19 protein-coding genes and 1 tRNA gene are annotated in these 21,424 nt (G+C 58.8%); 10 read left to right on the top strand and 10 right to left on the bottom strand.

The window, feature by feature from the left end; genetic code table 11:
* Positions 1-57: 57 nt before the first annotated feature.
* Positions 58-1,365 (bottom strand): adenylosuccinate lyase, encoded by a 1,308-nt coding sequence (gene purB, locus FE702_RS06235; RefSeq protein ID WP_147125395.1) that lies wholly within the window; start codon positions 1,363-1,365, stop codon positions 58-60.
* A gap of 81 nt (positions 1,366-1,446) precedes the next feature.
* Between purB and FE702_RS06230 the strand changes: the two genes are divergently transcribed.
* The 3 genes from FE702_RS06230 to FE702_RS06220 all read left to right on the top strand — a co-directional run bounded on the left by FE702_RS06230 (position 1,447) and on the right by FE702_RS06220 (position 2,962).
* Complete coding sequence (locus tag FE702_RS06230; RefSeq protein ID WP_147125394.1) at positions 1,447-1,887, top strand: hypothetical protein; 441 nt, start codon at positions 1,447-1,449, stop codon at positions 1,885-1,887.
* Positions 1,884-2,282, top strand: a complete 399-nt coding sequence (locus tag FE702_RS06225; RefSeq protein WP_147125393.1) for a DUF6314 family protein — start codon at positions 1,884-1,886, stop codon at positions 2,280-2,282. The genes FE702_RS06230 and FE702_RS06225 overlap by 4 nt, the downstream gene beginning before the upstream one ends.
* An 80-nt stretch (positions 2,283-2,362) precedes the next feature.
* Positions 2,363-2,962, top strand: coding sequence for a biotin transporter BioY (locus FE702_RS06220; protein WP_255449598.1), 600 nt, complete (start codon positions 2,363-2,365; stop codon positions 2,960-2,962).
* 71 nt (positions 2,963-3,033) lie between these two features.
* Here the strand turns inward: FE702_RS06220 and FE702_RS06215 are convergent, their stop codons facing one another.
* Positions 3,034-4,269, bottom strand: a complete 1,236-nt coding sequence (locus tag FE702_RS06215; RefSeq protein ID WP_147125392.1) for a bifunctional alpha/beta hydrolase/OsmC family protein — start codon at positions 4,267-4,269, stop codon at positions 3,034-3,036.
* Between the two features lie 137 nt (positions 4,270-4,406).
* Positions 4,407-5,627 carry a calcium-binding protein gene (locus FE702_RS18770; protein ID WP_222611790.1) on the bottom strand — a complete coding sequence of 407 codons (1,221 nt, stop codon included), beginning with the start codon at positions 5,625-5,627 and terminating at the stop codon, positions 4,407-4,409.
* A 235-nt stretch (positions 5,628-5,862) separates the two neighbouring features.
* Between FE702_RS18770 and FE702_RS06205 the strand changes: the two genes are divergently transcribed.
* Positions 5,863-6,588, top strand: a complete 726-nt coding sequence (locus FE702_RS06205) for a YrbL family protein (RefSeq protein ID WP_147125391.1) — start codon at positions 5,863-5,865, stop codon at positions 6,586-6,588.
* Positions 6,589-6,781: 193 nt separating this feature from the next.
* Here FE702_RS06205 and dddP read toward each other — a convergent pair whose 3' ends face one another.
* Entirely contained in the window at positions 6,782-8,125 is a 1,344-nt protein-coding gene (dddP, locus tag FE702_RS06200) for a dimethylsulfonioproprionate lyase DddP (protein ID WP_147125390.1), read from the bottom strand.
* Between dddP and FE702_RS06195 the strand changes: the two genes are divergently transcribed.
* A complete protein-coding gene (locus FE702_RS06195) occupies positions 8,124-8,570 on the top strand; it encodes a heme-dependent oxidative N-demethylase subunit alpha family protein (RefSeq protein WP_147125389.1) in 447 nt (148 codons plus the stop codon). The two genes, dddP and FE702_RS06195, sit on opposite strands and share 2 nt — an antisense overlap.
* A gap of 27 nt (positions 8,571-8,597) precedes the next feature.
* On the opposite strand, the gene FE702_RS06190 is transcribed toward FE702_RS06195, so the two are convergent.
* Positions 8,598-9,791, bottom strand: coding sequence for a lytic murein transglycosylase (locus tag FE702_RS06190; RefSeq protein ID WP_147125388.1), 1,194 nt, complete (start codon positions 9,789-9,791; stop codon positions 8,598-8,600).
* Between the two features lie 85 nt (positions 9,792-9,876).
* Entirely contained in the window at positions 9,877-11,295 is a 1,419-nt protein-coding gene (locus FE702_RS06185; protein ID WP_186826997.1) for a vanadium-dependent haloperoxidase, read from the bottom strand.
* Between the two features lie 324 nt (positions 11,296-11,619).
* Here FE702_RS06185 and FE702_RS06180 point away from each other — a divergent pair, with 324 nt between their 5' ends.
* On the top strand, positions 11,620-11,919 hold the full coding sequence (locus FE702_RS06180) for a YciI family protein (RefSeq protein ID WP_147125386.1): 300 nt from the start codon (positions 11,620-11,622) through the stop codon (positions 11,917-11,919).
* A 172-nt stretch (positions 11,920-12,091) separates the two neighbouring features.
* On the opposite strand, the gene glnA is transcribed toward FE702_RS06180, so the two are convergent.
* Both glnA and FE702_RS06170 read right to left on the bottom strand, forming a co-directional pair.
* A complete protein-coding gene (gene glnA, locus FE702_RS06175) occupies positions 12,092-13,498 on the bottom strand; it encodes a type I glutamate--ammonia ligase (protein ID WP_147125385.1) in 1,407 nt (468 codons plus the stop codon).
* A 41-nt stretch (positions 13,499-13,539) separates the two neighbouring features.
* Positions 13,540-13,878: a P-II family nitrogen regulator gene (locus FE702_RS06170; protein ID WP_147125384.1), complete on the bottom strand. Its 339-nt coding sequence runs from the start codon at positions 13,876-13,878 to the stop codon at positions 13,540-13,542.
* Positions 13,879-14,051: 173 nt separating this feature from the next.
* Between FE702_RS06170 and FE702_RS06165 the strand changes: the two genes are divergently transcribed.
* Positions 14,052-15,683, top strand: a complete 1,632-nt coding sequence (locus FE702_RS06165; protein ID WP_147125383.1) for an NAD(P)H-hydrate dehydratase — start codon at positions 14,052-14,054, stop codon at positions 15,681-15,683.
* Here FE702_RS06165 and FE702_RS06160 read toward each other — a convergent pair.
* A complete protein-coding gene (locus tag FE702_RS06160) occupies positions 15,672-16,184 on the bottom strand; it encodes a Hint domain-containing protein (RefSeq protein ID WP_147125382.1) in 513 nt (170 codons plus the stop codon). The two genes, FE702_RS06165 and FE702_RS06160, sit on opposite strands and share 12 nt — an antisense overlap.
* 180 nt (positions 16,185-16,364) lie before the next feature.
* Here FE702_RS06160 and FE702_RS06155 point away from each other — a divergent pair.
* Positions 16,365-16,449, top strand: a tRNA-Leu gene (locus FE702_RS06155).
* 32 nt (positions 16,450-16,481) lie between these two features.
* Here the strand turns inward: FE702_RS06155 and FE702_RS06150 are convergent.
* Positions 16,482-17,630: an aromatic ring-hydroxylating oxygenase subunit alpha gene (locus FE702_RS06150; protein WP_147125381.1), complete on the bottom strand. Its 1,149-nt coding sequence runs from the start codon at positions 17,628-17,630 to the stop codon at positions 16,482-16,484.
* A gap of 103 nt (positions 17,631-17,733) precedes the next feature.
* Between FE702_RS06150 and FE702_RS06145 the strand changes: the two genes are divergently transcribed.
* On the top strand, positions 17,734-18,318 hold the full coding sequence (locus tag FE702_RS06145; RefSeq protein WP_147125380.1) for a TetR/AcrR family transcriptional regulator: 585 nt from the start codon (positions 17,734-17,736) through the stop codon (positions 18,316-18,318).
* 160 nt (positions 18,319-18,478) lie between these two features.
* Positions 18,479-21,271, top strand: coding sequence for a bifunctional aconitate hydratase 2/2-methylisocitrate dehydratase (locus FE702_RS06140; RefSeq protein ID WP_147125379.1), 2,793 nt, complete (start codon positions 18,479-18,481; stop codon positions 21,269-21,271).
* Positions 21,272-21,424 lie beyond the last annotated feature (153 nt).

The raw sequence follows: 21,424 nt of genomic DNA, 5'->3' as shown, positions 1-21,424 counted from the left end.
ATTTGACGTCAGATTGCTAGACTTCTGGCCTGCCTGACGGCAGGCCCCAATTTGTACCTAGTCGTCGCCGAAGACCCGGGCAAAGATCGTGTCGACGTGTTTGGTGTGGTAGCCCAAGTCGAATTTCTCGTTGATCTCTTCCTCGCTCAGTGCTGCGCGGACCTCTTCGTCCGCCAGCAGCTCTTCGCGGAAGTCGGAACGGGTGTCCCAGACTTTGAGCGCGTTGCGCTGGACGAGGCGGTAGGCATCCTCGCGGCTCACACCTGCTTGGGTGAGGGCCAGTAGCACACGTTGCGACATCACGAGGCCCGGAAACTTGTTCATGTTTTCCAACATGTTTTCAGGGTAGACGAGCAGCTTGTCGATGACGCCGGTGAGGCGCGACAGGGCGAAGTCCAGAGTGATCGTGCTGTCGGGGCCGATATTCCGCTCAACCGAGGAATGCGAAATGTCGCGTTCGTGCCAGAGCGCCACGTTTTCCATCGCAGGCACCACCGCCATGCGCACAAGGCGGGCGAGGCCGGTCAGGTTTTCGGTCAGGACCGGGTTCTTCTTGTGCGGCATCGCGCTTGAGCCTTTTTGGCCCATTGAGAAGAACTCGGCGGCCTCCAATACCTCGGTGCGTTGCATGTGGCGGATCTCAACCGCGATGTTTTCGATGGAGGACGCGATGACACCCAGCGTCGCAAAGAACGCCGCGTGGCGGTCGCGCGGAATGACCTGTGTGCTGATCGGCTCTGGGACGAGGCCGAGCTGATCGCAGACATGTTCTTCGACGGCCGGGTCGATATTGGCAAAGGTGCCGACTGCGCCAGAGATAGCGCCGGTGGCAATCTCGGCACGCGCGTCGCGCATCCGCGACAGGTTGCGGTCCATTTCGGCGTAGAAGCGTGCAAAGGTCAGGCCCATCGTTGTGGGTTCAGCGTGGATGCCGTGGCTGCGACCGATGCGGATGGTGTTCTTGTGCTCGTAGGCGCGCTTCTTGAGCGCGGCAAGCAGACCTTCGATATCCCTGATCAGGATGTCGGACGCGCGGACCAGCTGGATGTTGAAGCAGGTATCGAGCACGTCAGAGGACGTCATGCCCTGATGCACGAACCGCGCCTCTTCGCTGCCGACATGTTCGGCCAGATGGGTCAGAAACGCGATCACGTCATGCTTGGTGACGGCTTCGATCTCGTCGATCCGTGCGACGTCGAATTCGACATCCTTGGCTTTCCACACCGCATCCGCATTTTCCTGTGGGATTACGCCGAGTTTTGCCATCGCGTCACAGGCATGGGCCTCAATCTCGTACCAGATGCGGAACTTGGTCTCTGGGCTCCAGATGGCGACCATATCGGGGCGAGAGTAGCGAGGGATCATGTCACGGCCTTTTTGGGTGGGCTTACTGTTGCGGGCCTCTTAGACTTTGCGTCAGGGAAGAACAACGCGCAGGACTGACGCATGGATGATCCAAGGGGTTGGGCCACACAGGCGGTGTCTGGGATGGCGGGCTCTGGCGCGATGCGCCTGATGGGCCAATGTAGCTTGTTCAGGCTGAGGGCTGTTGCGCATTGTGCCGGGATTGCATTGGTATTGGCGGCTGCGCCCGTAGGCGCGCAGCAGTTTGAGCCATTGAGTGGGGCAGAGATTACTGCCGCTTTGGATGATGTCACCTTGGTTTACGATGGCGGCGCAGTGCAGACGTTCTATGCCTCTGGGCGGACGCTGTATGACGCGGGCCAAGAGAGTTGGGGATCCTGGCGGGTGCAAGGCGACCAGTATTGCAGCGAATGGCCGCCGAATGCCGGTTGGGATTGCTATGATATGGATAGCGACGGCACCGTGCTTCGGTTTATCTCCGACCGAGGGCATATCACGGTAGGGCGCGTGCAGGCCGAATGAGACACGCTGATTTTCAACGGAGATGGCGCATTGCGCGTGTGATTAGTCATGCTGACGGATCAGAGGCGCAGTTTGCCGGGACCGCCAGCATTGGGGCCGATTGGGTCTATGAGGAGATTGGAACCCTCAGCATGGGGGGGCAATCCTTTGAGGCGACGCGCACATACCTTTGGCACCCGGTTGAAGGCGGATTTGATATCCGTTTTGACGACGGGCGCGCGTTTCACCGCTTGCGGTTTGACGACATGGTTGCAGATCATTGGTGTGATCCCGATACATATCGCGTGAGCTATGATCTGCGTGCTTTCCCTGACTGGTCGGCTACGTGGCGCGTGACAGGGCCACGAAAGGACTATTCCATGATCACGCGTTACGCCCCATTCGTCGGTATGTAAGCGCTATCATGGGCCAAGGCCCTTGCAGGTGCAGCATAAAGGGCGGTATGCCCGAAAAAACGGATATGGAAGGGACGCCCATGACGACCGCAACCTATGACAAGGTTCTGACCGAAACCTTTGGCCCGACTGAAGGTGCCGCGAAGCTGCTGAAACAAGCCGTGCTTGTGATTGTGGGCATTGCTGCGCTGGCCATCTTTGCAAAGATCAAAGTGCCGATGTGGCCCGTTCCGATCACCATGGGCACATTCGCGGTGCTGACAATCGGCGCGGCCTACGGCCCGCGTCTGGGCCTTACGACGATCATGGGTTACATGATTGTTGGCGCGCTGGGCTATGACGTCTTTGCCGGCTCGTCGGCTGAGAAGTTCGGCATCGAATACATGCTTGGCGGCACGGGCGGCTATCTCGTGGGCTATGTCCTTGCGACGCTGGCGCTGGGCTATTTCGCGCGTCAGGGCTGGGACCGCTCGATGGGCAAAATGGCTTTGGCGATGCTGATCGGTAACGCGCTGATCTACATCCCCGGTCTGGTTTGGCTGGGTCAACTTTACGGCTGGGACCAGCCGATCCTGCAATGGGGCCTGACGCCGTTCCTCGTTGGCGACGCGATCAAGCTGGTTCTTGCTGCTCTGCTGGTTCCCGCAGTCTGGAAGCTGGTGGGCAACGCTCGCGGCTAAGCGAAGCAAAAGCGATTTTCGAAAGGGCGTCCGGTTCGGACGCCCTTTTTGTTTGGCAATTCTGGGTGAGTTCAGGCGACGTCTTTGCTGGCCTCATCCACCAGCTTGGTTTTGACGCTGGCACCCCCTTCAAGCGTGCGATGGACAGGGCAGCGATCTGCGATGTCGAGCAGTTTCGAACGCTGGTCGGCCGTAAGAGGGCCTGCCAGGAAGATGTGGCGTACGAATTGATCGACCTTCTGTGCGGCACCCGGCTCGGCATCCTGCCCGTGAACCTTGTCATGGGTCACGTCGACATAGACATGCTCGAGCGGCCAGCCCTTACGCCGGGCATACATCCGGATAGTCATGGATGTGCAGGCACCCAATCCTGCCGACAGAAAGCCGTAAGGTGACATGCCCTGATTGGTGCCGCCATAGGCGATGGGTTCGTCCGCCAACGCATGATGCGTAGGACCATGGGTCACGTCCTGCAGGAACCCGTTTTTGTCCGCCTCGGCAACGCGCACAACACCTTCAGGCGCGCCGATCGGGGCGGCGAGCTTGGGCAGTTTCAGGTAGCGGTTCGACCATGCGGCGATGACCTCGGCGGCATATTCGGCGTCGTTGCCGTCGGTCATCAGGTGGTCTGCATTATCCAGTGTGACAAAGCTCTTGGGGTGTTTGGCTGCCTTAAAGATCGCCTCCGCATTTTCGATCCCAACAGTGGCGTCCCGTGGGGCGTGCATGACCAAGAGCGCACCGCCGAGGTTGCGGATCGGTTCGGCGAGGTTTTCGGCTTTGACGTCTTCGACAAAGTCCCGCGTGATGGTGAATGGGCGTCCGCCCAGATTGACCAAAGCGCGCCCGTCACGGGCGATATCGTCCAGCGACTGTCCGAAGTTATGAGTGACATGTTCGGGATCAAACGGTGCGCCGATGGTCACGACGGCGCGGACGCTATCCATACCCTCGGAGGCTTTGAGCACTGCTGCACCGCCCAGCGAATGTCCGATCAGAAGCCCTGGGGACATGCCGCGTTGATCCAGATAGGCGCACGCGGCGCGCAGATCAGCCACGTTTGAGGTGAAGGTGGTGTTTGCAAACTCTCCTTCAGAGTGGCCAAGACCGGTGAAGTCGAACCGCAGCACAGCTATGCCCGAGGCCGCGAGCCGGGACGCAATGCGCCGCGCGGCGGGGATATCCTTTGAACAGGTGAAGCAATGCGCAAAGAGCGCTGTGCCAAGATGAGGACCGTCCGGCAGGTCCAGTCGAGCCGCAAGTGTCGAGCCGTCATGACCTGAAAATGTGATCCGTTCTGTCGGCATTGTGGCAGCTCCTTTGGTCCGAGCCAATCGCAGGGTCTGCGGCGGCGTCGTCCTAGGATGGGGCCAAGTGCGCAGCGACGAAAGGGGTGTTACAGCCGGGGAACAGAGGTGTGAGCGGTGTTGCAGGCCGCAGACCCCTAAAAGACGAAATCCTCTACATCGATTTCGTCTGCGTCTGTGTTCTCAAGCAAAACAGATCCTTTGCCCCAGCCGATGCGGGTGTGATCGTCTTCTTGCGTGATCATCAGGCTGGACAGGTCGCCATCAAACCCTGCGAACGACAACTGGTCTTCGCCTTGTGTGAAATCGGTGATCGTGTCGTGACCAAAGCGGCCGCCGAATTGAAACAGATCGCTATGCTTGCCGCCTGTCAGCGTATCGTCGCCGCGCCCACCGATCAGCGTGTCGGCGTCTTTTCCGCCATCAAGAACATCGTTGCCGCGTCCGCCGTGGAGCAGGTCGTTGCCTTTGTCACCGCGGAGAACATCGTCGCCGTGTTTGCCATATAGGCTGTCATCACCGTGCCAACCTTCCAACAGGTCGTCGCCTTTACCGGCGTTCAGCATATCGTTGCCTGCGCCGCCTGAGAGCATGTCGGCGCCGTGGCCGCCAAACAATGTATCATCGCCGTCTTGGCCATAGAGTGTGTCGTCGCCCGCACCGCCGCGCAGCGTATCTTGGCCGTCGCCACCGCGCAGAAAATCATCTCCGCCGTCACCATCGAGATAATCGTCACCGCCCGCGCCGCGCATGTTGTCGTCGCCGCGACCGCCGTGCATTTCGTCGTCGCCATTCCCGCCGCGCAGACGGTCGTCTCCGCCAAAGCCATGCATGACGGTGTCGACGTCATCGGCGCGGAATTGTTCGCTGCGCCCGGTTCCGGCCATGTGATGTTTGGTCAGGCCTTCAACGTCATGGACGTCATCCTGAGGTGGGGCGTCCGCGACAAAGCTGATGTGGACACCGACCTGACCGGTTTCCGAGAACTGCAGTTCTATGCCCGAAACGGGATCAATTTCATCGATGGCGAAGGACTTATCTTTGATGACGGTCAGGTTTTCGTCGACAACAACCATGGAATAGGCCGCCTTGGCCCCTTGGGGCGGCGCGACGCTGCGATCTTCGAAGGCCATAACCACGCGATCCTCGGCAAGATACATGAAGTCCGCGTTTGCATAGTGGCCACCGTCGATCAGCGATTGCATCTGAGCTGTCAAGGCTCCGAGCGTATCGCTTTGCCCATCTGAAGGCACGTCGATGAGGTCTGGGATGTGAGGGATCACCGGGGAGGACAACGCATTTTGGCCGCCCGGAGGGGCGGCATTCACGACATCATGTGATCTTGGCATCTGTGCCATGGATGACTCCACACAGCGGTGAAACAATGACGCCGTTGTCGCCGTGAATTGTGCTCAAATCGGGACCAATTCTGGAAAGTTTGACGAAATTGTTCGTCCTGCGGCGTCTGTGACCAAGGGGCCGCGCACAAGGTTTCGGTGTCAGCGTTTAAGCCTGCCTATTGGTATTTGTCGCTAAACTGTCATATTTCACGAAGCCCGAACACAGCGATCCGCCAAGGCAGGTGAAAAGGTCATGAGCGACACGGCATTTCAGTCGACCCAACACAACGCAGCACGTGAGGCGATGATCCAGTTGCGCCCAGAGGATGTGGTCGCGCAAGGCGGTGAGCGGACGGTTTATGTGCATCCTGACCGCGACGATCGGCTGATTAAGGTAATCCGCTTACGGCACGCGCACGAGTTTCCGGGCTGGTCGTTTGGCCATATCACGCAGCGCTATTTTCCAAGCGCCCGATATCGTCCCCTGATCAAGCAGTATTCTGAATACACCCGCCTGCATTTCGCCCATATCTTTGACGCGGATTTCGAAAGTCCGGTGTCGCACCTATACGGGTTCACCCAGACCAATCTGGGCCTTGGCTGCCTGACCGAACGGGTGACCGACCAAGATGGGCAAAATGCGCCGACGCTGGCGCGTTTGGTCAAACGCGGGCAATTGACGGACGACTTGCTAAACAGCTTCAATGCCTTTGTTCGACGGCTTTACGACGTCAGCGTGTGTGTCGGCGATGCGAACCCCAACAATTTTGTCTATGGTCAACGCCATATCGGACGCCATGGAAAAACCTCCGCGCCGCAATGGGTCCTGGTCGACGGGTTCGGCGACCGGTTCGCGATCCCGCTGCGAACGTTCTCGCGTCGCGTACGCACGCTGGGCCTGGACGACGCATTCCGGCGGCGAAACTTCCCAAAGGGCATCCGCTGGAACAACGACGAACGGCGGTTCGATCGAGAGTGAGTTTCTTAGCGCAGCGGGGACTGCGGTTTAGGGGCTGTTCATACACGGTCTATGCCCAGCCAACTGGCTTGGCCTTGAGGCACCCCTGATTGGCTTTGGCGCAGGCGCCATTCTCGCGCGCAACAAGAGCTATGCAATGAATAGACTTTCGTCAGGGCTTTGATCCAATTCCGAGGACAATAGATGGACGCCGCTATGAATTCCCCATCAGTCGGGCGTCGTGCGGATAAAAGGTCAGATTTTCAAATCCGTCCTCAGTCACCAGCACCTGATCCTCAAGCTTGATGCAGAAATCGCCGTCTTCTTCGCCGATCAGGGCCTCGACACAAAGCGTCATTCCGGGTTCGAGGTCGTGGTCAAACGCACCGGGAACCATTTTGTCGGGGTAGGCGACAAGGGGCCATTCATCGCAAAGCCCGACGCCATGGGCGAGGCATGAGTATTTGCGCGCCTGATATTTGTCAGGCAGCCGGTGGCTTTGCATGATCCAGTCTTCGATATTGAGGCCGGGTTTGATCATCGACTTGTTGGTTTCGACATGTTCGACGGCAAATCGGTAGGCGTCGATCATATCCTGACGCGGCGTCATATCGCCCACCCACCATGTGCGGCTGATGTCGATGCAGATGCCATAGCTGCCGATCAGATCGGTATCAAACGCAAGGATCTCGTTGCGCTGCGGAATGCGTGGGCCACATTCTTGAAACCATGGGTTTGTCCGGGGGCCGGTTGCCAACAGCCGGGTTTCGATCCATTCGCCACCGCGTTTGATGTTCTCGGCGTGGAGAACCGCCCAGATGTCATCCTCGGAGGTTTTGCCGTCGCCCATGTTCGCGCGCGCGAAATCCTCCATCGCGCGGACCGAGACTTCGCAGGCATGGGAGGCGCAGCGCATGGCTTTGATCTCGTCAGGGCCTTTGACGGCGCGGGCGTGTTCGGTAACCTCTTCACCTTCCATCACCTCGACCCCGCGTGCTGTGAACGCGCGGTATCCGGCGACCATGATCTTATCCACGGCCAGACGCATGTTGCCGCCGGAATGCTCACGCAAAAGGTCGATGACCTCTGGCACGAATTCATTGGCGGCGTGTTCGGTTTTGTCGCCATTGGCGAAGTAGAACATCGACGCGCCGCTGCGTTGTTCACGGACCAGCGGGTTGAATTCCGACAGGAAGGGCGAGTTTTTGTAATCCCACATCACCATGTAACCGTCGGCACAGACAAGGCAGGCCCGGAACGGGTTGTGGGTGTTCCACAACTGCATGTTGGTGCTGTCGGTCGCGTAGCGGATGTTGAGAGGGTCGAACATAAGCACCCCGCCATAGCCGCGCTCGACGATCTTGTCGGTCAGGCGTTTCAGGCGGAAGGCGCGCATCGCCTGCAAATCGGGAAGCTCCAATCCAGCCTCGGCCCATTCCTCAAACGCAAGCTGCGTAGGGCCAATTTCGATCCTGTCGTTGTCATTCGGGGTGTTGTCGCCCAAGAGCGCTCCCCGGTTCGGATCGATTTTGCGCGTGTCACGGAAATGCTGATTCATGGTGTGCCCTCCCTTGATATTCCATGATTGGGCTGCAGTGGGCTGTGCTGTCAGGGATAATTGCGACCCAAAAGGTCGATTCTGGGCTGAGTTACGGGGTTCGGAAGCGTGGGAAGAGAAGATCGGGCGGCCACTGACGGCGATCCATGATCCGGTCAGTGAATACACATCCGATACTGCGCGTCGGGTGCAACGGCTCTTTGACGGTGTGAAGGTCGGGCGGCCTTTGTGGCGGTATAATCAGCTTTGGTATCAAGACCCGACCCTGTCTCAGCCAAGGTCTTCCGTCGAACCACGGTCCAAACCGGATAGGGCGGCGCTGCACTTTCGGACGGAAAAGCAGTGTATGGTGAGGCTGCCCAAGAGCCGGGCAGTGGTGTTTTCGATCCATACATGGGTTTTGAAGAGAACGAGCGTGATAAGCGAACTGCAGTCTTGGGCTTGATCCGGGGCTGCGCTCTTCGATGCATCTTTACCCTGGCCAACATGTAGGTTGTTGCCCTTGTGCTTCTTGGGCACGGCCGATGGCGCGCCGGGTTTTGAAGCCGACAAGGCCGTCTATCCCGCCCACGTCATAGCCCGCGTTCACGAGGCGTCGTTGTAAATCGACGATCTGGCCACGGGTCAACCGGGGAGGGGCGGCCCAACGGCCCGAGAACGGACCGACGTTGAAGGCGATTTTATCGCCCAGGTGACCGACATAAAGGGCGTAAAGGTCGCTCTCGTTGTATTCTTTAAAGACAAAAAAGTTGGGCGTGACGAGGAAGGCCGGGCCGCTGGTGCCTGCAGGTAGCAAAAGAGAGGCGGATTGATTGCGCTCGTTTGAGGGAAATGGGCGGCCCGAAACCCGTGTGATACCCAAGGCCTCCCAATCCCTGATCGAACGTGCCTGATCGGGACCGGCGAGTGTGCAGCGGACTGAGGAGGGCAAGGTCACCTCGAACCCCCAATCACGGCCTTTCACCCATCCACTTTGCTTGAGGTAGTTCGCGATCGAGGCCAGCGTGTCTGCCTCGGATCCCCAAATGTCTGCGGTGCCATTGCCATCCCCGTCGCGCGCGAAGCGGCGGACAGAGGACGGCATGAACTGCGGCTGGCCCAAAGCGCCCGCCCAGGAACTGCGCATCCGCTCACGCGGGACGCCGCGTTGGATCAGGTCCAGCGCGGCGATGAATTCAGCGGTGAAGTAGTCGGGGCGGCGGCTGAGATAACCTTTGGTCGCTAACGTGCGCAGGGCGTCATGGGGCAGGGCGGCCCGGCCGTAGGCGCTTTCGCGCGACCATACGGCGAGGAGAAAGTGACCCGGCACGCCGGTTTGACGTTCGATGCGGGTCAGAGTGTTGGCATGCTTTTGCGCGAGACTGCGACCCGCGCGCGTGGCTGCCGAGAGGTTGGACTGATTGAAATAGCGTTCCGGGCTGCGAAATTCGGCCTGGGATTGGTGTGTTGGCGCGGATTGGCCGGGCATGACCAATTCCGGTATCTCATAGTCCGGCGTGAGGCCCGAGACGTAGCTATTCCACGTCGCGCGAGTGATTCCGGCGCGGCGGGCCTCGGGCCAGACTGTTTCGTTCAGCCAAATCCCGAACCCTTGCGTCACCTCGGACCGGGTCTGAGCAGCCAATGGGGTGGCGAGGGCAAGCAAGACAATCAGAACCAAACGCATGTGGGAACACTGCGCGGAGCGCTTTGATGCGTCAATCGAACAGCTGAGCGGTGCTGCAGAGAAGCCTTTTTCTGCCGAGCCGCCCTTATGTGCGACGCAGCATCCGGCGGAACACGTGGTCTGCCACCTGCCGACCGGCTGCCTGACCTTCGGTGTCGTCAGCCTCCCAATGGATGCCGCCATATTCGCGGGAATGGCCCCCTTCGGCGGCAGCCTGACTGAGAGATGTCCATGACCGCGTGACCCCGGTGAGCTGAGTTGGCCAGTTGATCAGGTCGGGGGCCTGCCCGGAGAAGCGAACACGGTCGGTGCCGATAATGCGTTTAAGCATTTGCGCTGATGTTGCCGAGAACGTGGAATGCCCAGATGTGTAGGCCGGGAAGTTCGGCGTCGGGATCAACGTCATCCAATTGCGGTCGATCATGTGGTCGTGCAACCCGCCTGGCACGCCGACGCGAATGGCCGTTTCCGGACGCAGGATGTCCTGTTCGAATTTGCAGTCCCACGTTGCGATGGCCGCATCGGCTTGTGCCATCGACAAAAGCGCCATGGCGCGGGCTTGTTCCAGACCGTCCATACCGCGGTTTTGCAGGACTTGCATTGCGATAATCTGCCAGTGACCGGGGGGTGTGACACCGCGTGGACCGTCTTCCCAGAAGAACGCAACCTCGGACTGATCGTCGGTGCGGATGGTTGAGTTATGGCTGCCCAGGGCTTTGATCTTGTCCAATTGCCGTGCGAATTCGCGGCTTGAGGCGGATGGGAATTGGCTTGGTCGCATCGTGGTGATGTCACCCATGGACCATGGTGTAAGATATCCCCAACCGGGCAACAATGCGTCCGCGTATTGGCGGAACTTTGGTCCGTTGGGCGCGCCGAAATGGGGGCCTGTGGGTTGCCACGCCAGTTCATCTTTGCGGGGCTCAAAAACGGCGCTTTCGCGGTATTTGTACCCGTCGTCACGGCGCGCATGGGTCAACGCGCGTGCCGCGTATTCGCCCCATGTGACGCCTCGGCCTTTAGCTTCGCCGTCTGGATAGGCGCTCAGAAACTGGTTCAAGGCACCGCGTGTATCGACCCCGGTCACATTGCGGATCGCAGTCGCAACCGCGGCGCCGTATGCGACATCTGGATCCGCACCAGCAGGAGCTTCGGCCAGACGGTAGCCTTGGGCGTAGCGCCCGGGTTCAAGCGCCGCACGTGCAAGAAAGCCTGCCATGTGTCCGGTTGCCAAAAGTCGTGTCGCAGGCGGCGGGGCTATAGCCCGGTCGCGCACGGTCTGAAGCATGGCATCCGTCCATTGCCAGACCGAGGTCATGTTGCCCCGGCTGACAACACCGGCAATGTAAGAACGGCTGGCCTGCGCCGTGGCGGGCGACCCGACAATCGACAAACCCGCCGGCAAGACAGCAGCAGAGGCGGCCGAGGCCGCAAGGCTGCGCAGGATGGCGCGCCGTGTGAACTTTGGGTTTGACCCGCTTCCGGTGTTTGAGATCAGGTGCATGGGGCAGCTCCCACCAAATGGCTTCACGAATAGGTGAAGAGCCTGCCGGGGCGTTAACCACGAGTAAAGATAATTCCAAAAAAGCCATTCCATGGAATGACTTAAGGGCCTTATTGTTTCTGGCCGCGACACAATATGAACGGTGTTGCTCGATTAAGTCGATCCGCGGTCATGGCGTCATAAGGGGCCATCGGACGGGCAAGCCTGCGTTTGGTAGAAAAGGAATCGCCGATTTCTTTGGCGGGCAGGTAGGCGAGGCTCGCCCAAAACCAATCCAGTTGCTACGCTCGGCATCGTGCTAACCCAGGCCTGTTCGAGGGCAAGATGACAACGACTTTCGCTGTTTTGTTCCAAGAGAACCCGGCCACCGATAAGAGCGTACGGACCGAAGTCTTTCCGGAGCATTTGGCGTTTCTCAAGGAAAACGCAGACCGGGTCCGCGACGCGGGGACTTTGTTTTTCGGTGACACATCGCGCTTTGGCGGGATGTGGATTGTCGAGGCGCAGACGCGTGACGAGGTTGAAGCTTTGGTGCACGCTGATCCGTTTTGGCCCACGGGCCTGCGGCTATCCTATGATATTCTGGAGTGGCGCAAAGTTCTGGAAGCCGGAGCGCCGGTTTGACCCGCGTCGTCTTCCAACTCGAACAGAGAGCGCAGCCATCACCGATTAGGTCAGAGACCAAGAACTCTCAGCCTGTTTTGCAATCGCGGGAAAGCAAGGGGCATGGTTCCGAGACCCACGAAAAAGGGCGTCCCGAAGGACGCCCTTTGATGCAAATCACAGGGAGAGGTGATTAGCAGCTGTAGTACAACTGGAACTCGACCGGGTGAGGCGTGTGCTCGTATGCGGTGACCTCTTCCATCTTGAGCTCGATGTAGCCCTCGATCTGGTCTTTGGTGAACACGTCGCCTTCCGTCAGGAAGTCCATGTCGGCTTGTAGCTCTTCCAGAGCTTCACGCAGCGAACCACAGACCGTTGGGATCTCTGCCAGTTCTTCTGGTGGCAGGTCGTACAGGTCTTTGTCCGACGCTTCGCCTGGGTGGATCTTGTTCTTGATCCCGTCGAGGCCAGCCATCAGCAGAGCTGCGAAGCACAGATATGGGTTTGCTGCTGGGTCTGGGAAGCGTGCTTCGACGCGTTTCGCTTTTGGCGATTCTGCCCATGGGATACGCACACAACCCGACCGGTTACGTGCCGAGTAGGCGCGCAGAACAGGCGCTTCAAAGCCTGGGATCAGACGCTTGTAGGAGTTCGTCGATGGGTTGGTGAATGCGTTCAGCGCTTTCGCGTGCTTCAGGACACCACCGATGAAGTACAGAGCTTCCATCGACAGGTCAGCATATTGGTCGCCAGCAAACAAAGGCTTGCCGTCTTTCCAGATCGACATGTTCACGTGCATGCCGGTGCCGTTGTCGCCCGCGATTGGCTTTGGCATGAAGGTTGCCGACTTGCCGTAGGCAGCCGCCACGTTGTGGATGACGTACTTGTATTTCTGCAATTCGTCAGCCTGTTTGGTCAGGCTGTCAAAGATCAGACCCAGCTCGTGCTGGCACGATGCCACTTCGTGGTGGTGTTTGTCGACTTTCATGCCCATGCGCTTCATGGTCGACAGCATTTCGGAACGGATGTCCTGACCGTCGTCCACTGGTGGCACTGGGAAGTAGCCGCCTTTGACACCAGGGCGGTGGCCCATGTTGCCCATTTCGTATTCAGTGTCGGTGTTCCACGAAGCGTCGATGGCGTCGACTTCGTAGGACACTTTGTTGATGGCGGTGCTGTAGCGCACGTTGTCGAACAGGAAGAATTCAGCTTCTGGACCCATGAAGGCCTGATCGCCGATGCCGGAAGCTTTCAGATAGGCTTCTGCGCGTTCTGCGGTGCCGCGTGGGTCACGCTCGTAGCTTTCGCCGGTGTCTGGCTCGACGACGGTACAGTGGATGCAGATGGTCTTTTCCGCAAAGAAAGGATCGACATAGGCCGAAGTCGTGTCCGGCATTAGTTTCATGTCGGATTCATCGATGGATTTCCAACCCGCGATCGAGGAGCCGTCGAACATAAAGCCTTCTTCGAGGAAGTCTTCGTCAACCTGGTCGGCCATGACCGTCACGTGCTGCAGCTTGCCGCGCGGGTCAGTGAAACGGATGTCGACGTATTCTGCGCCTTCGTCGGCGATCAGCTTGAGAACTGCGTCATTGCTCATGTGGTTTGGTCCCCTTTTGGAGCGTTCGGAGTAGATATGATTTACAGCGCGTCTTCGCCGGTTTCGCCGGTCCGGATGCGCAAGGCGGCTTCGACGGTCGAAACGAAGATCTTGCCGTCGCCGATCTTGTCGGTCTTGGCCGCGTCAACAATGGCTTCGATTGCGCCGTCAACCTGATCGTCGGCGAGCACGACCTCGATTTTGACCTTTGGGAGAAAGTCGACGATGTATTCGGCACCGCGATACAGCTCGGTGTGGCCCTTTTGACGACCAAAACCCTTCACTTCGATGACGGATAGGCCCTGAACACCAACATCCTGAAGCGCTTCTTTGACTTCATCGAGTTTGAAAGGCTTGATGATCGCTTCGATCTTTTTCATGTCCCGCTCTCCCACTTTGCGGTTATTTCTAGCCGGACAGACCATGTTCCTACCCGGTGCTCAATTCGACACCGAACCTGTGCAGACATTGGGGGGATGGTGATGCAGTGATTGCCTAAATTTTAGGCATAATGCCCGCGTTCTGGGCTGAATTGAATCGGGATGCGAAGAAAATGACCGAAGTTTTGACCGCTGCACAAATGCGCGCCATTGAAGTGCTGGCGATGGATTCTGGCGCGGTCACAGGGCTTGAGTTGATGGAGCGCGCCGGACGTGGCGTTGTGGCCGCCATTTTCGACCACTGGCCCGATTTCGCGCCAAATGAGTGGAAGGCTTGCACGAGAAAGCGAGGGGCCAGCCCCTCGCGCTCCCCGGAGTTGTTTGCGAAAGATGAAGAGCGAGACGTTGCGCCGGGGCGGATGGCCACCGTGCTATGCGGGCCTGGGAACAATGGCGGCGATGGGTTTGTCGTTGCGCGCCTTTTGCACGGGTTAGGTTGGACCGTGCAGGTATATCTGCTTGGGGATCCCGACAGTTTGCCTGCGCACGCGCGGGCCAATTACGAGGCGTGGATCGCGATTGGGTCGGTGTGTCATGCGTCAGAGGATGTACCTGGACTGATTGAGGCTGCGTGCTCAGGCGCTCTGTTGGTGGACGGAGGCTTTGGCGGTGGTCTTTCCCGTCCGGTGACCGGTGCATTTGAAGCGCTGGCAGAGCCTTCTGTGCAAGGAAAGTTGCAGGCGAATGGCGTGCGGCGGGTGGCTGTGGATGTGCCAACGGGGCTCTGCGCTGATAGTGGTCGTGTGGTGGGGAGCGCGGTCTTGCCAGCCGATCTGACGGTCACGTTTCAGACGCTCCGATTGGGGCATCTGCTGGGCGACGGCCCGGATCACTGCGGGGCGGTCCATGTCGTTGATATCGGTGCGCCGGTCCCTGTGGGCGTTGGGGTGTCGCAGGCGGCTCCTGATAAGGAACTTCTCGCAAAGCGTTCAGGCCACAAGTTTGACCATGGTCATGCGTTGGTTGTGACGGGTGGCATGGCCAAAACCGGGGCGGCGCGTCTTTCTGCGCAGGCCGCATTGCGCAGCGGTGCGGGGCTTGTGACGGTCGCTCCGCCGGGCGCGGCAGTGATGGAATGCGCCGCGCATCTGACTGCTGTCATGGTCCAGCGATGTGATGATGCGACAGCTATGGCCGATATTCTCGGCGACAAGCGCATCAACGCCGTGTGCATGGGACCGGGCATGGGTGTGGCGCGTGCTTCGGAAATCATTCCGGTCGCGGCAGGCGCAGTGCATGGTCCTGCACTGGTGCTGGACGCTGACGTCCTGACGGCCATTGCCCAGACGTCAGAGCTCTTGCCACTATTGCCGGAGCGCTGTGTTCTTACTCCGCATGGCGGCGAATTCGCTCGGTTGTTCCCGGACTTGGCCGGTCGTCTCGCAGGCGAAGCCGATAGCGGCCCGGCCTATTCCAAGGTGGATGCGACCCGCGCCGCCGCGGCGCGCGCCGGTTGCGTGGTGCTTTTCAAAGGCGCGGACACGGTCATAGCGACACCTGACGGGCGTTGTGTTGTGCATGCGACTGTGCGTGAGGCCTCGGTACCATGGCTGGCGACAGCGGGGGCCGGAGATGTGCTGTCAGGGATGATCACAGGACTGCTCGCCCGTGGTCTCGATCCGTTTGAAGCGGCGGCGCAGGGCGCTTGGCTTCACACCGCTTGCGCGCGCAAATTTGGTCCCGGCCTGATCGCCGAAGATCTGGCCGAAACGCTGCCAAGCGTGCTGCGTGATTTAGGCCTTTAAGCTAAAATGTGCTGGAATGCGCGGCATGTCGGATGGCACATGGCTGAGCATTTCAAACCCGCCCGCATAGACCGTGCAGCTACGCTCGAAGCCCAAGTAGAAAAGCCGGAGGTTGCGCGCACCGACGTCGCGGACATACGTGCCATCGACCAGGCGTTGCGCCCGGACGCCAGCCGTGCGGGTGTTATAGAGGGTCTTGGCGCGCCAATCACGCACCAGCACCCTTTGGCCTGATGGAAGAAACATCCGTTGAGCCGGACGTCCGTTTCCAAGAGCATTTTCTGAAAGCCGGACGGCGTCACAGGTCACGTAGCGGTGTCCAACCCATGTCAGCGACTGCATTCCGTATTCACGGGTGATGACGCGATCACCCAATGTGAGATGTTCGATCGGCAATATGCCGTCTGCTGTTGCGATTTCTGTTCCCAGGGGAATGCCTGAAACGGGTTGTTCCATGACAAGGATAGACCCTTGCCGCGCGGCGGCTGTCCGATGTTCCATACTGCACCCAATGTTTGGTTTTTTGCTCTTTTGGAAACAATAACGTGGCGATTCGCGCCTGTCGCCTGTTTTTTCGGTACAAATCTAGTGTTCCGGATCGGGCGCATTTTCTGCTCGCATCCCGTTTGCGGCTTTGCTACACCCGCCGCGCTGCTGCACGGGACACCCTGCACAGCAGATGCGGATGTGGCGAAATTGGTAGACGCACCAGATTTAGGTTCTGGCGCCGCGAGGCGTGGGGGTTCAAGTCCCTCCATCCGCACCACAAATCTAGGAAACCTCTGAGACAGCGTGGCTTCAGGTCGCCAGCATTTCCTCAACCGTAAGGTTGAAACGATTGAGCGCGCCCTCGAAACGTCCAAACAGGTGGCTTGGGTTTCCGCGAGACGCAAAGCCAGATTGGATGTCCTCGCCCAAGACGAAATCCTCCATCAGAGCCGTGACCGTGATCTTTTGATTTTTGGCCCAATGCTGTCGCATCTCGGCAGTGTCGGGCGAGGAGCGAGGCACCATTGTGGCCATGCGAATGCGCGTCAGGTCGACCGCAAGCGGTTCGAAATGAAACAGCATGACGTGATCCTGTTGGGCGAGCATCTGCACATTGGGTGTCACAAGATAGAGGAGGTTTGCGTCCCGTCGGATATCCCAATTTTCTGGTTTGGATTGGCGTAGATCGGGCATGGATCTGCGGGGCAGTACGGCGCGGATATGTGGGCCGAATTGGCGGTATGTCAAAAGGTTGTCGGGAAAGTAGGGCGCGATGGTATCTTTGTGCGCGATGCGGAAGTGATACGCCTCTAGCCCACCTTCGATCAGCACTTTCCAATTTGCCTTGATCTCTACCGTTTCGATTTCGGCAATGCGGTGGCCGCTTAAGTCCATCCACCGAAAGTCCTGTTCAAGCCCACAGAGCCATGTGTCGATGTCAGGCATGTCGGCTGCATCGGGGTTCGCGATGATCCAGATAAACCCTTGGGCCTCTGCGCATGGCAGGCGGCGCAGACCGCGTTCGGGGCGCGGCAGGTCTGGGAACCCCGTTGCCTCATGAGGGACGCTGCGAAGGTCGCCCGAATTGGAAAAACTCCACGCATGGTAGGGGCAGGTAAACACCCGTTTGCAGCCGCTTTCGCTATGTTCCAGCTTGGCGCCCCTGTGTCGGCACACATTGAGGAATGCGTGGACTGCGCCCTCAGCGTCGCGTGTCAAAAGCAGCGGTAACCCCAGAAAAGACCGCGCAAGGAATGAGTTGGGGCCTTCCAATTCAGAGCTTTGGGCTGCAACGACAGGCTTGCGCCGAAAGATGAGCGCTTGTTCGCGTTCGAAGCGCTCCGGGCTTGCGTAACGGCTGATTGGGGAATGCGCGATCTGGTCATCCAGATAAGGTGAATTTTGCTCTGAAAGGCCGATGATCTCGCGGATCAGAGAAAGCTCTGTTGTGCGGTCCATATGCGGCTCCTTGAGTTCGTCGCTTACCGTTCGGTAAGTAGCTTACCGGTTGGTAAGCGGTCAAGCCGATGATAGGACTGCGGCATAGAAAACAGGACAAACCATGGGACAACCAAAAGATCCGCGTGCCGGCTATATCGCCATCGCGACCGACATGTTCGCGGCGCATGGCTATCATGGGACCAGCCTTGCAGCCGTGGCGCGCGCTGGCGGCGTGACGAAACAGGCTTTGCTGCATTTCTTCGGGACCAAGGAAGCGCTTTACGCAGCGGTTTTGACCAGCCTTTCGCACCGGCTGATGTCCCAGATAGAAACGTCCTATGACGACGACCCGGTCTTGCATCTTACGCAATACTTTGACGCATTCCTGACGTCGACGCGCGCGGATCCGGGAGACGTGCGCCTGGTTGTGCGCGCATTGCTCGATAGCAACCCAGACGCAAGGAAATGGCCGCTAAAGCCTTATCTGGACCGTTTGTCTGCAATCGTAAAACAGGCCCAAGGCGGGGGCGAAGCTGAAGATGCGGATGTGATGGCATGGCTGTCGCAGATGATCGGTATGGTGCAATACATCGCGATCTCAGGGCCGGCTGTTTCCGGGATGTATGGCGCACAAACGGCCGAACACATGGCGGATCGGCTGCATGGGACACTTGCCAAAGCCATTCGGGAGTTCGCAGGCGCCTAATGCCGCCTCGCCCTTTAACCAGGGATGCGTGCGACGGTTTTGTAACTTGCCTCAGAGATAGGTTCGGTATACGGCGGTATACAAATAGCGGAAAGCCATGCGACAGCGGATGCTGAGTAGGGGCCAAAGCTTGATTCCGGACACATCTATCGAGGCTGCCATGAGCTTGTACACCGACTATCTCGCTGAAATCGAAACGCGCAAAGGCGAAGGTCTGAACCCAAAGCCGATTGATGATGGCGCGCTCACGGCGGAAGTGATCGAAAACATCAAGGACACGGGCAGCGAACACCGCACCGACTCTTTGAAGTTCTTCATCTATAACACGCTGCCCGGCACCACGAGCGCAGCGGGCGTCAAGGCGGCGTTCCTGAAGGATATCATCCTGGGCAAGGCTGAGGTCGAGGAAATCCCATACACTTATGCGTTCGAACTGCTGTCGCACATGAAAGGTGGGCCGTCGGTCGAAGTCCTGCTGGACCTTGCGCTGGGCGATGATGCCGCGATTGCCAAGGACGCAGCCGAAGTCCTGAAGACTCAAGTGTTCCTCTATGATGCGGATACGGACCGTCTGAAGGCCGCGCATGAGGCGGGCAATGCCGTCGCGACGGAAATCCTGCAAAGCTACGCCGATGCTGAGTTCTTTACCAAGCTGCCAGAGATCGACGAAGAGATCGAAGTCGTGACCTACATCGCCGCAGAGGGCGATATCTCGACTGACCTTCTGTCACCGGGCAATCAGGCGCACAGTCGTGCGGACCGTGAGCTGCACGGCAAATGCATGATCTCGGAAACGGCGCAGCAGGAAATCGAAGCGTTGAAGATCAAGCATCCGAACGCGCGCGTCATGCTCATTGCGGAAAAAGGCACCATGGGTGTGGGGTCGTCGCGGATGTCGGGCGTGAACAACGTCGCGCTTTGGACAGGCAAGCAAGCCTCGCCTTACGTTCCGTTCGTGAACATCGCGCCTGTTGTGGCCGGTACCAACGGCATTTCGCCGATCTTCCTGACAACCGTTGGCGTGACCGGCGGGATCGGGGTCGACCTGAAGAACTGGGTCAAGAAAGTTGACGAAGACGGCAACGCGATCCTGAACAACGACGGCAACCCGATCCTCGAACAGAAATACTCGGTCGAGACTGGCACCGTTCTGAAGATCAACACCAAAGAGAAAAAGCTCTATTCTGCGGATGGATCCGAAGAACTGGTCGATATGTCCGGTTCGTTCACTCCGCAAAAGGTCGAGTTCATGAAGGCGGGCGGGTCTTACGCCATCGTCTTTGGCAAGAAGCTGCAGACATTCGCCTGTGAAACGCTGGGTGTGCCGCTGAAATCCGCCTTTGCTCCATCGAAAGAAATCAGCCACGAGGGCCAGGGCCTGACCGCGGTTGAGAAGATCTTTAACGCCAATGCCCGCGGCACGACGCCGGGCAAGGTGCTGCATGCCGGATCAGACGTCCGTGTGGGTGTGAACATCGTGGGGTCGCAAGACACCACCGGCCTGATGACCATGCAAGAGCTTGAAGCCATGGCGGCGACGGTTGTGTCCCCACTGGTCGATGGTGCGTATCAGTCGGGATGCCACACCGCGTCGGTCTGGGACCTGAAGGCACAGGCCAACACGCCGCGCCTGATGAAGTTCATGAACGACTTTGGGCTGGTGACAGGCCGTGACCCCAAAGGCGTCTATCACTCGATGACCGACGTGATCCACAAGGTGCTGAACGACATCACCGTCAGCGACTGGGACGTGATCATCGGCGGCGACAGCCACACCCGGATGTCCAAAGGCGTGGCCTTTGGTGCGGACTCGGGCACCGTGGCGCTGGCGCTGGCCACGGGTGAGGCGTCGATGCCGATCCCTGAAAGCGTGAAGGTCACGTTCAAAGGCCAGATGGCCGATCACATGGACTTCCGCGACGTGGTGCACGCCACGCAGGCGCAGATGCTGGAACAGCACGGCGACAACGTGTTCCAAGGCCGCGTGATCGAGGTCCATATCGGTACGCTGCTGGCGGACCAAGCGTTTACCTTCACCGATTGGACAGCCGAGATGAAGGCGAAAGCCTCGGTCTGTATTTCGGATGACGAGACGCTGATCGGGTCGCTGGAACTGGCCAAGGCCCGCATCCAGATCATGATCGACAAGGGCATGGAGCATGAAAATGGCATGCTGCAAAGCCTGATCGACAAGGCGGATAAACGCATCGCCGAGGTCAAGTCGGGTGAAAAGCCTGCGCTGCGCCCAGATGATAACGCGAAATACGCTGCCGAGGTTGTGGTCGACCTGGACGCCATCATCGAGCCGATGATCGCAGACCCGGACGTCAACAACATCGACGTGTCCAAGCGCTATACCCACGACACGATCCGCCCCATCTCGTTCTACAACGCTGAAAAGCATGTCGATCTGGGCTTTGTCGGCTCCTGCATGGTGCACAAAGGCGATATCAAGATCGTGGCCCAAATGCTGCGCAACCTTGAAAAGGCCAATGGCAGCATCGAGTTCAAGGCCCCACTGGTCGTGACTGCGCCAACCTACAACATCATCGAAGAGTTGAAGGAAGAAGGCGACTGGGCCGTCCTGCAGAAATACTCTGGGTTCGAATTCGACGACAACGCGCCGAAAACAACCGCACGGACCGAGTATGAGAACATCCTCTACCTCGAACGTCCGGGCTGTAACCTGTGCATGGGCAACCAGGAAAAGGCCGCCAAAGGCGACACCGTTCTGGCCACCTCCACGCGCCTCTTCCAAGGCCGCGTTGTGGCCGATAGCGAAACCAAAAAGGGCGAGAGCCTGCTGGGGTCGACGCCGGTTGTGGTTCTGTCGGCTATCTTGGGGCGGACGCCCACGCTGGAGGAATACAAAACGGCGGTTGAGGGCATCGACCTGACCAAGTTTGCACCGCCGAAGAAAGCACCAATCGACGCGCTGTCAGTGCATTACTGATAGGTGGTTGGTTGAGTGGAAATGGCCCCTCGCGGAAACGCGGGGGGGCTTTTGCATTGTGAGCTGAACTCACTGCAAGAGTCCACTCTTCGGGCAAATATCTGCTTTCCGCAGAAGAAATGGATTTCAGAAGTCAGCGCGGCATTTGGCCAC

Origin of the sequence: Shimia ponticola, from assembly GCF_007995215.1 — a bacterium.
Classification (GTDB): domain Bacteria; phylum Pseudomonadota; class Alphaproteobacteria; order Rhodobacterales; family Rhodobacteraceae; genus Shimia_B; species Shimia_B ponticola.
This window is presented reverse-complemented; position numbering and strand designations above follow the sequence as displayed.

Bases quoted from the DNA above. Each gene is read 5' to 3' on its own strand.
- dddP (WP_147125390.1), bottom strand. From the start codon at position 8,125: ATGAATCAGCATTTCCGTGACACGCGCAAAATCGATCCGAACCGGGGA.
- FE702_RS06165 (WP_147125383.1), top strand. From the start codon at position 14,052: ATGACCGAAGTTTTGACCGCTGCACAAATGCGCGCCATTGAAGTGCTG.
- FE702_RS06180 (WP_147125386.1), top strand. From the start codon at position 11,620: ATGACAACGACTTTCGCTGTTTTGTTCCAAGAGAACCCGGCCACCGAT.
- FE702_RS06150 (WP_147125381.1), bottom strand. From the start codon at position 17,630: ATGGACCGCACAACAGAGCTTTCTCTGATCCGCGAGATCATCGGCCTT.
- glnA (WP_147125385.1), bottom strand. From the start codon at position 13,498: ATGAGCAATGACGCAGTTCTCAAGCTGATCGCCGACGAAGGCGCAGAA.
- FE702_RS06220 (WP_255449598.1), top strand. From the start codon at position 2,363: ATGACGACCGCAACCTATGACAAGGTTCTGACCGAAACCTTTGGCCCG.
- FE702_RS06190 (WP_147125388.1), bottom strand. From the start codon at position 9,791: ATGCGTTTGGTTCTGATTGTCTTGCTTGCCCTCGCCACCCCATTGGCT.
- FE702_RS06230 (WP_147125394.1), top strand. From the start codon at position 1,447: ATGGATGATCCAAGGGGTTGGGCCACACAGGCGGTGTCTGGGATGGCG.
- FE702_RS06225 (WP_147125393.1), top strand. From the start codon at position 1,884: ATGAGACACGCTGATTTTCAACGGAGATGGCGCATTGCGCGTGTGATT.
- FE702_RS06185 (WP_186826997.1), bottom strand. From the start codon at position 11,295: ATGCACCTGATCTCAAACACCGGAAGCGGGTCAAACCCAAAGTTCACA.
- purB (WP_147125395.1), bottom strand. From the start codon at position 1,365: ATGATCCCTCGCTACTCTCGCCCCGATATGGTCGCCATCTGGAGCCCA.
- FE702_RS06160 (WP_147125382.1), bottom strand. From the start codon at position 16,184: ATGGAACATCGGACAGCCGCCGCGCGGCAAGGGTCTATCCTTGTCATG.
- FE702_RS06170 (WP_147125384.1), bottom strand. From the start codon at position 13,878: ATGAAAAAGATCGAAGCGATCATCAAGCCTTTCAAACTCGATGAAGTC.
- FE702_RS18770 (WP_222611790.1), bottom strand. From the start codon at position 5,627: ATGGCACAGATGCCAAGATCACATGATGTCGTGAATGCCGCCCCTCCG.
- FE702_RS06145 (WP_147125380.1), top strand. From the start codon at position 17,734: ATGGGACAACCAAAAGATCCGCGTGCCGGCTATATCGCCATCGCGACC.
- FE702_RS06205 (WP_147125391.1), top strand. From the start codon at position 5,863: ATGAGCGACACGGCATTTCAGTCGACCCAACACAACGCAGCACGTGAG.
- FE702_RS06195 (WP_147125389.1), top strand. From the start codon at position 8,124: ATGGTGTGCCCTCCCTTGATATTCCATGATTGGGCTGCAGTGGGCTGT.
- FE702_RS06215 (WP_147125392.1), bottom strand. From the start codon at position 4,269: ATGCCGACAGAACGGATCACATTTTCAGGTCATGACGGCTCGACACTT.
- FE702_RS06140 (WP_147125379.1), top strand. From the start codon at position 18,479: ATGAGCTTGTACACCGACTATCTCGCTGAAATCGAAACGCGCAAAGGC.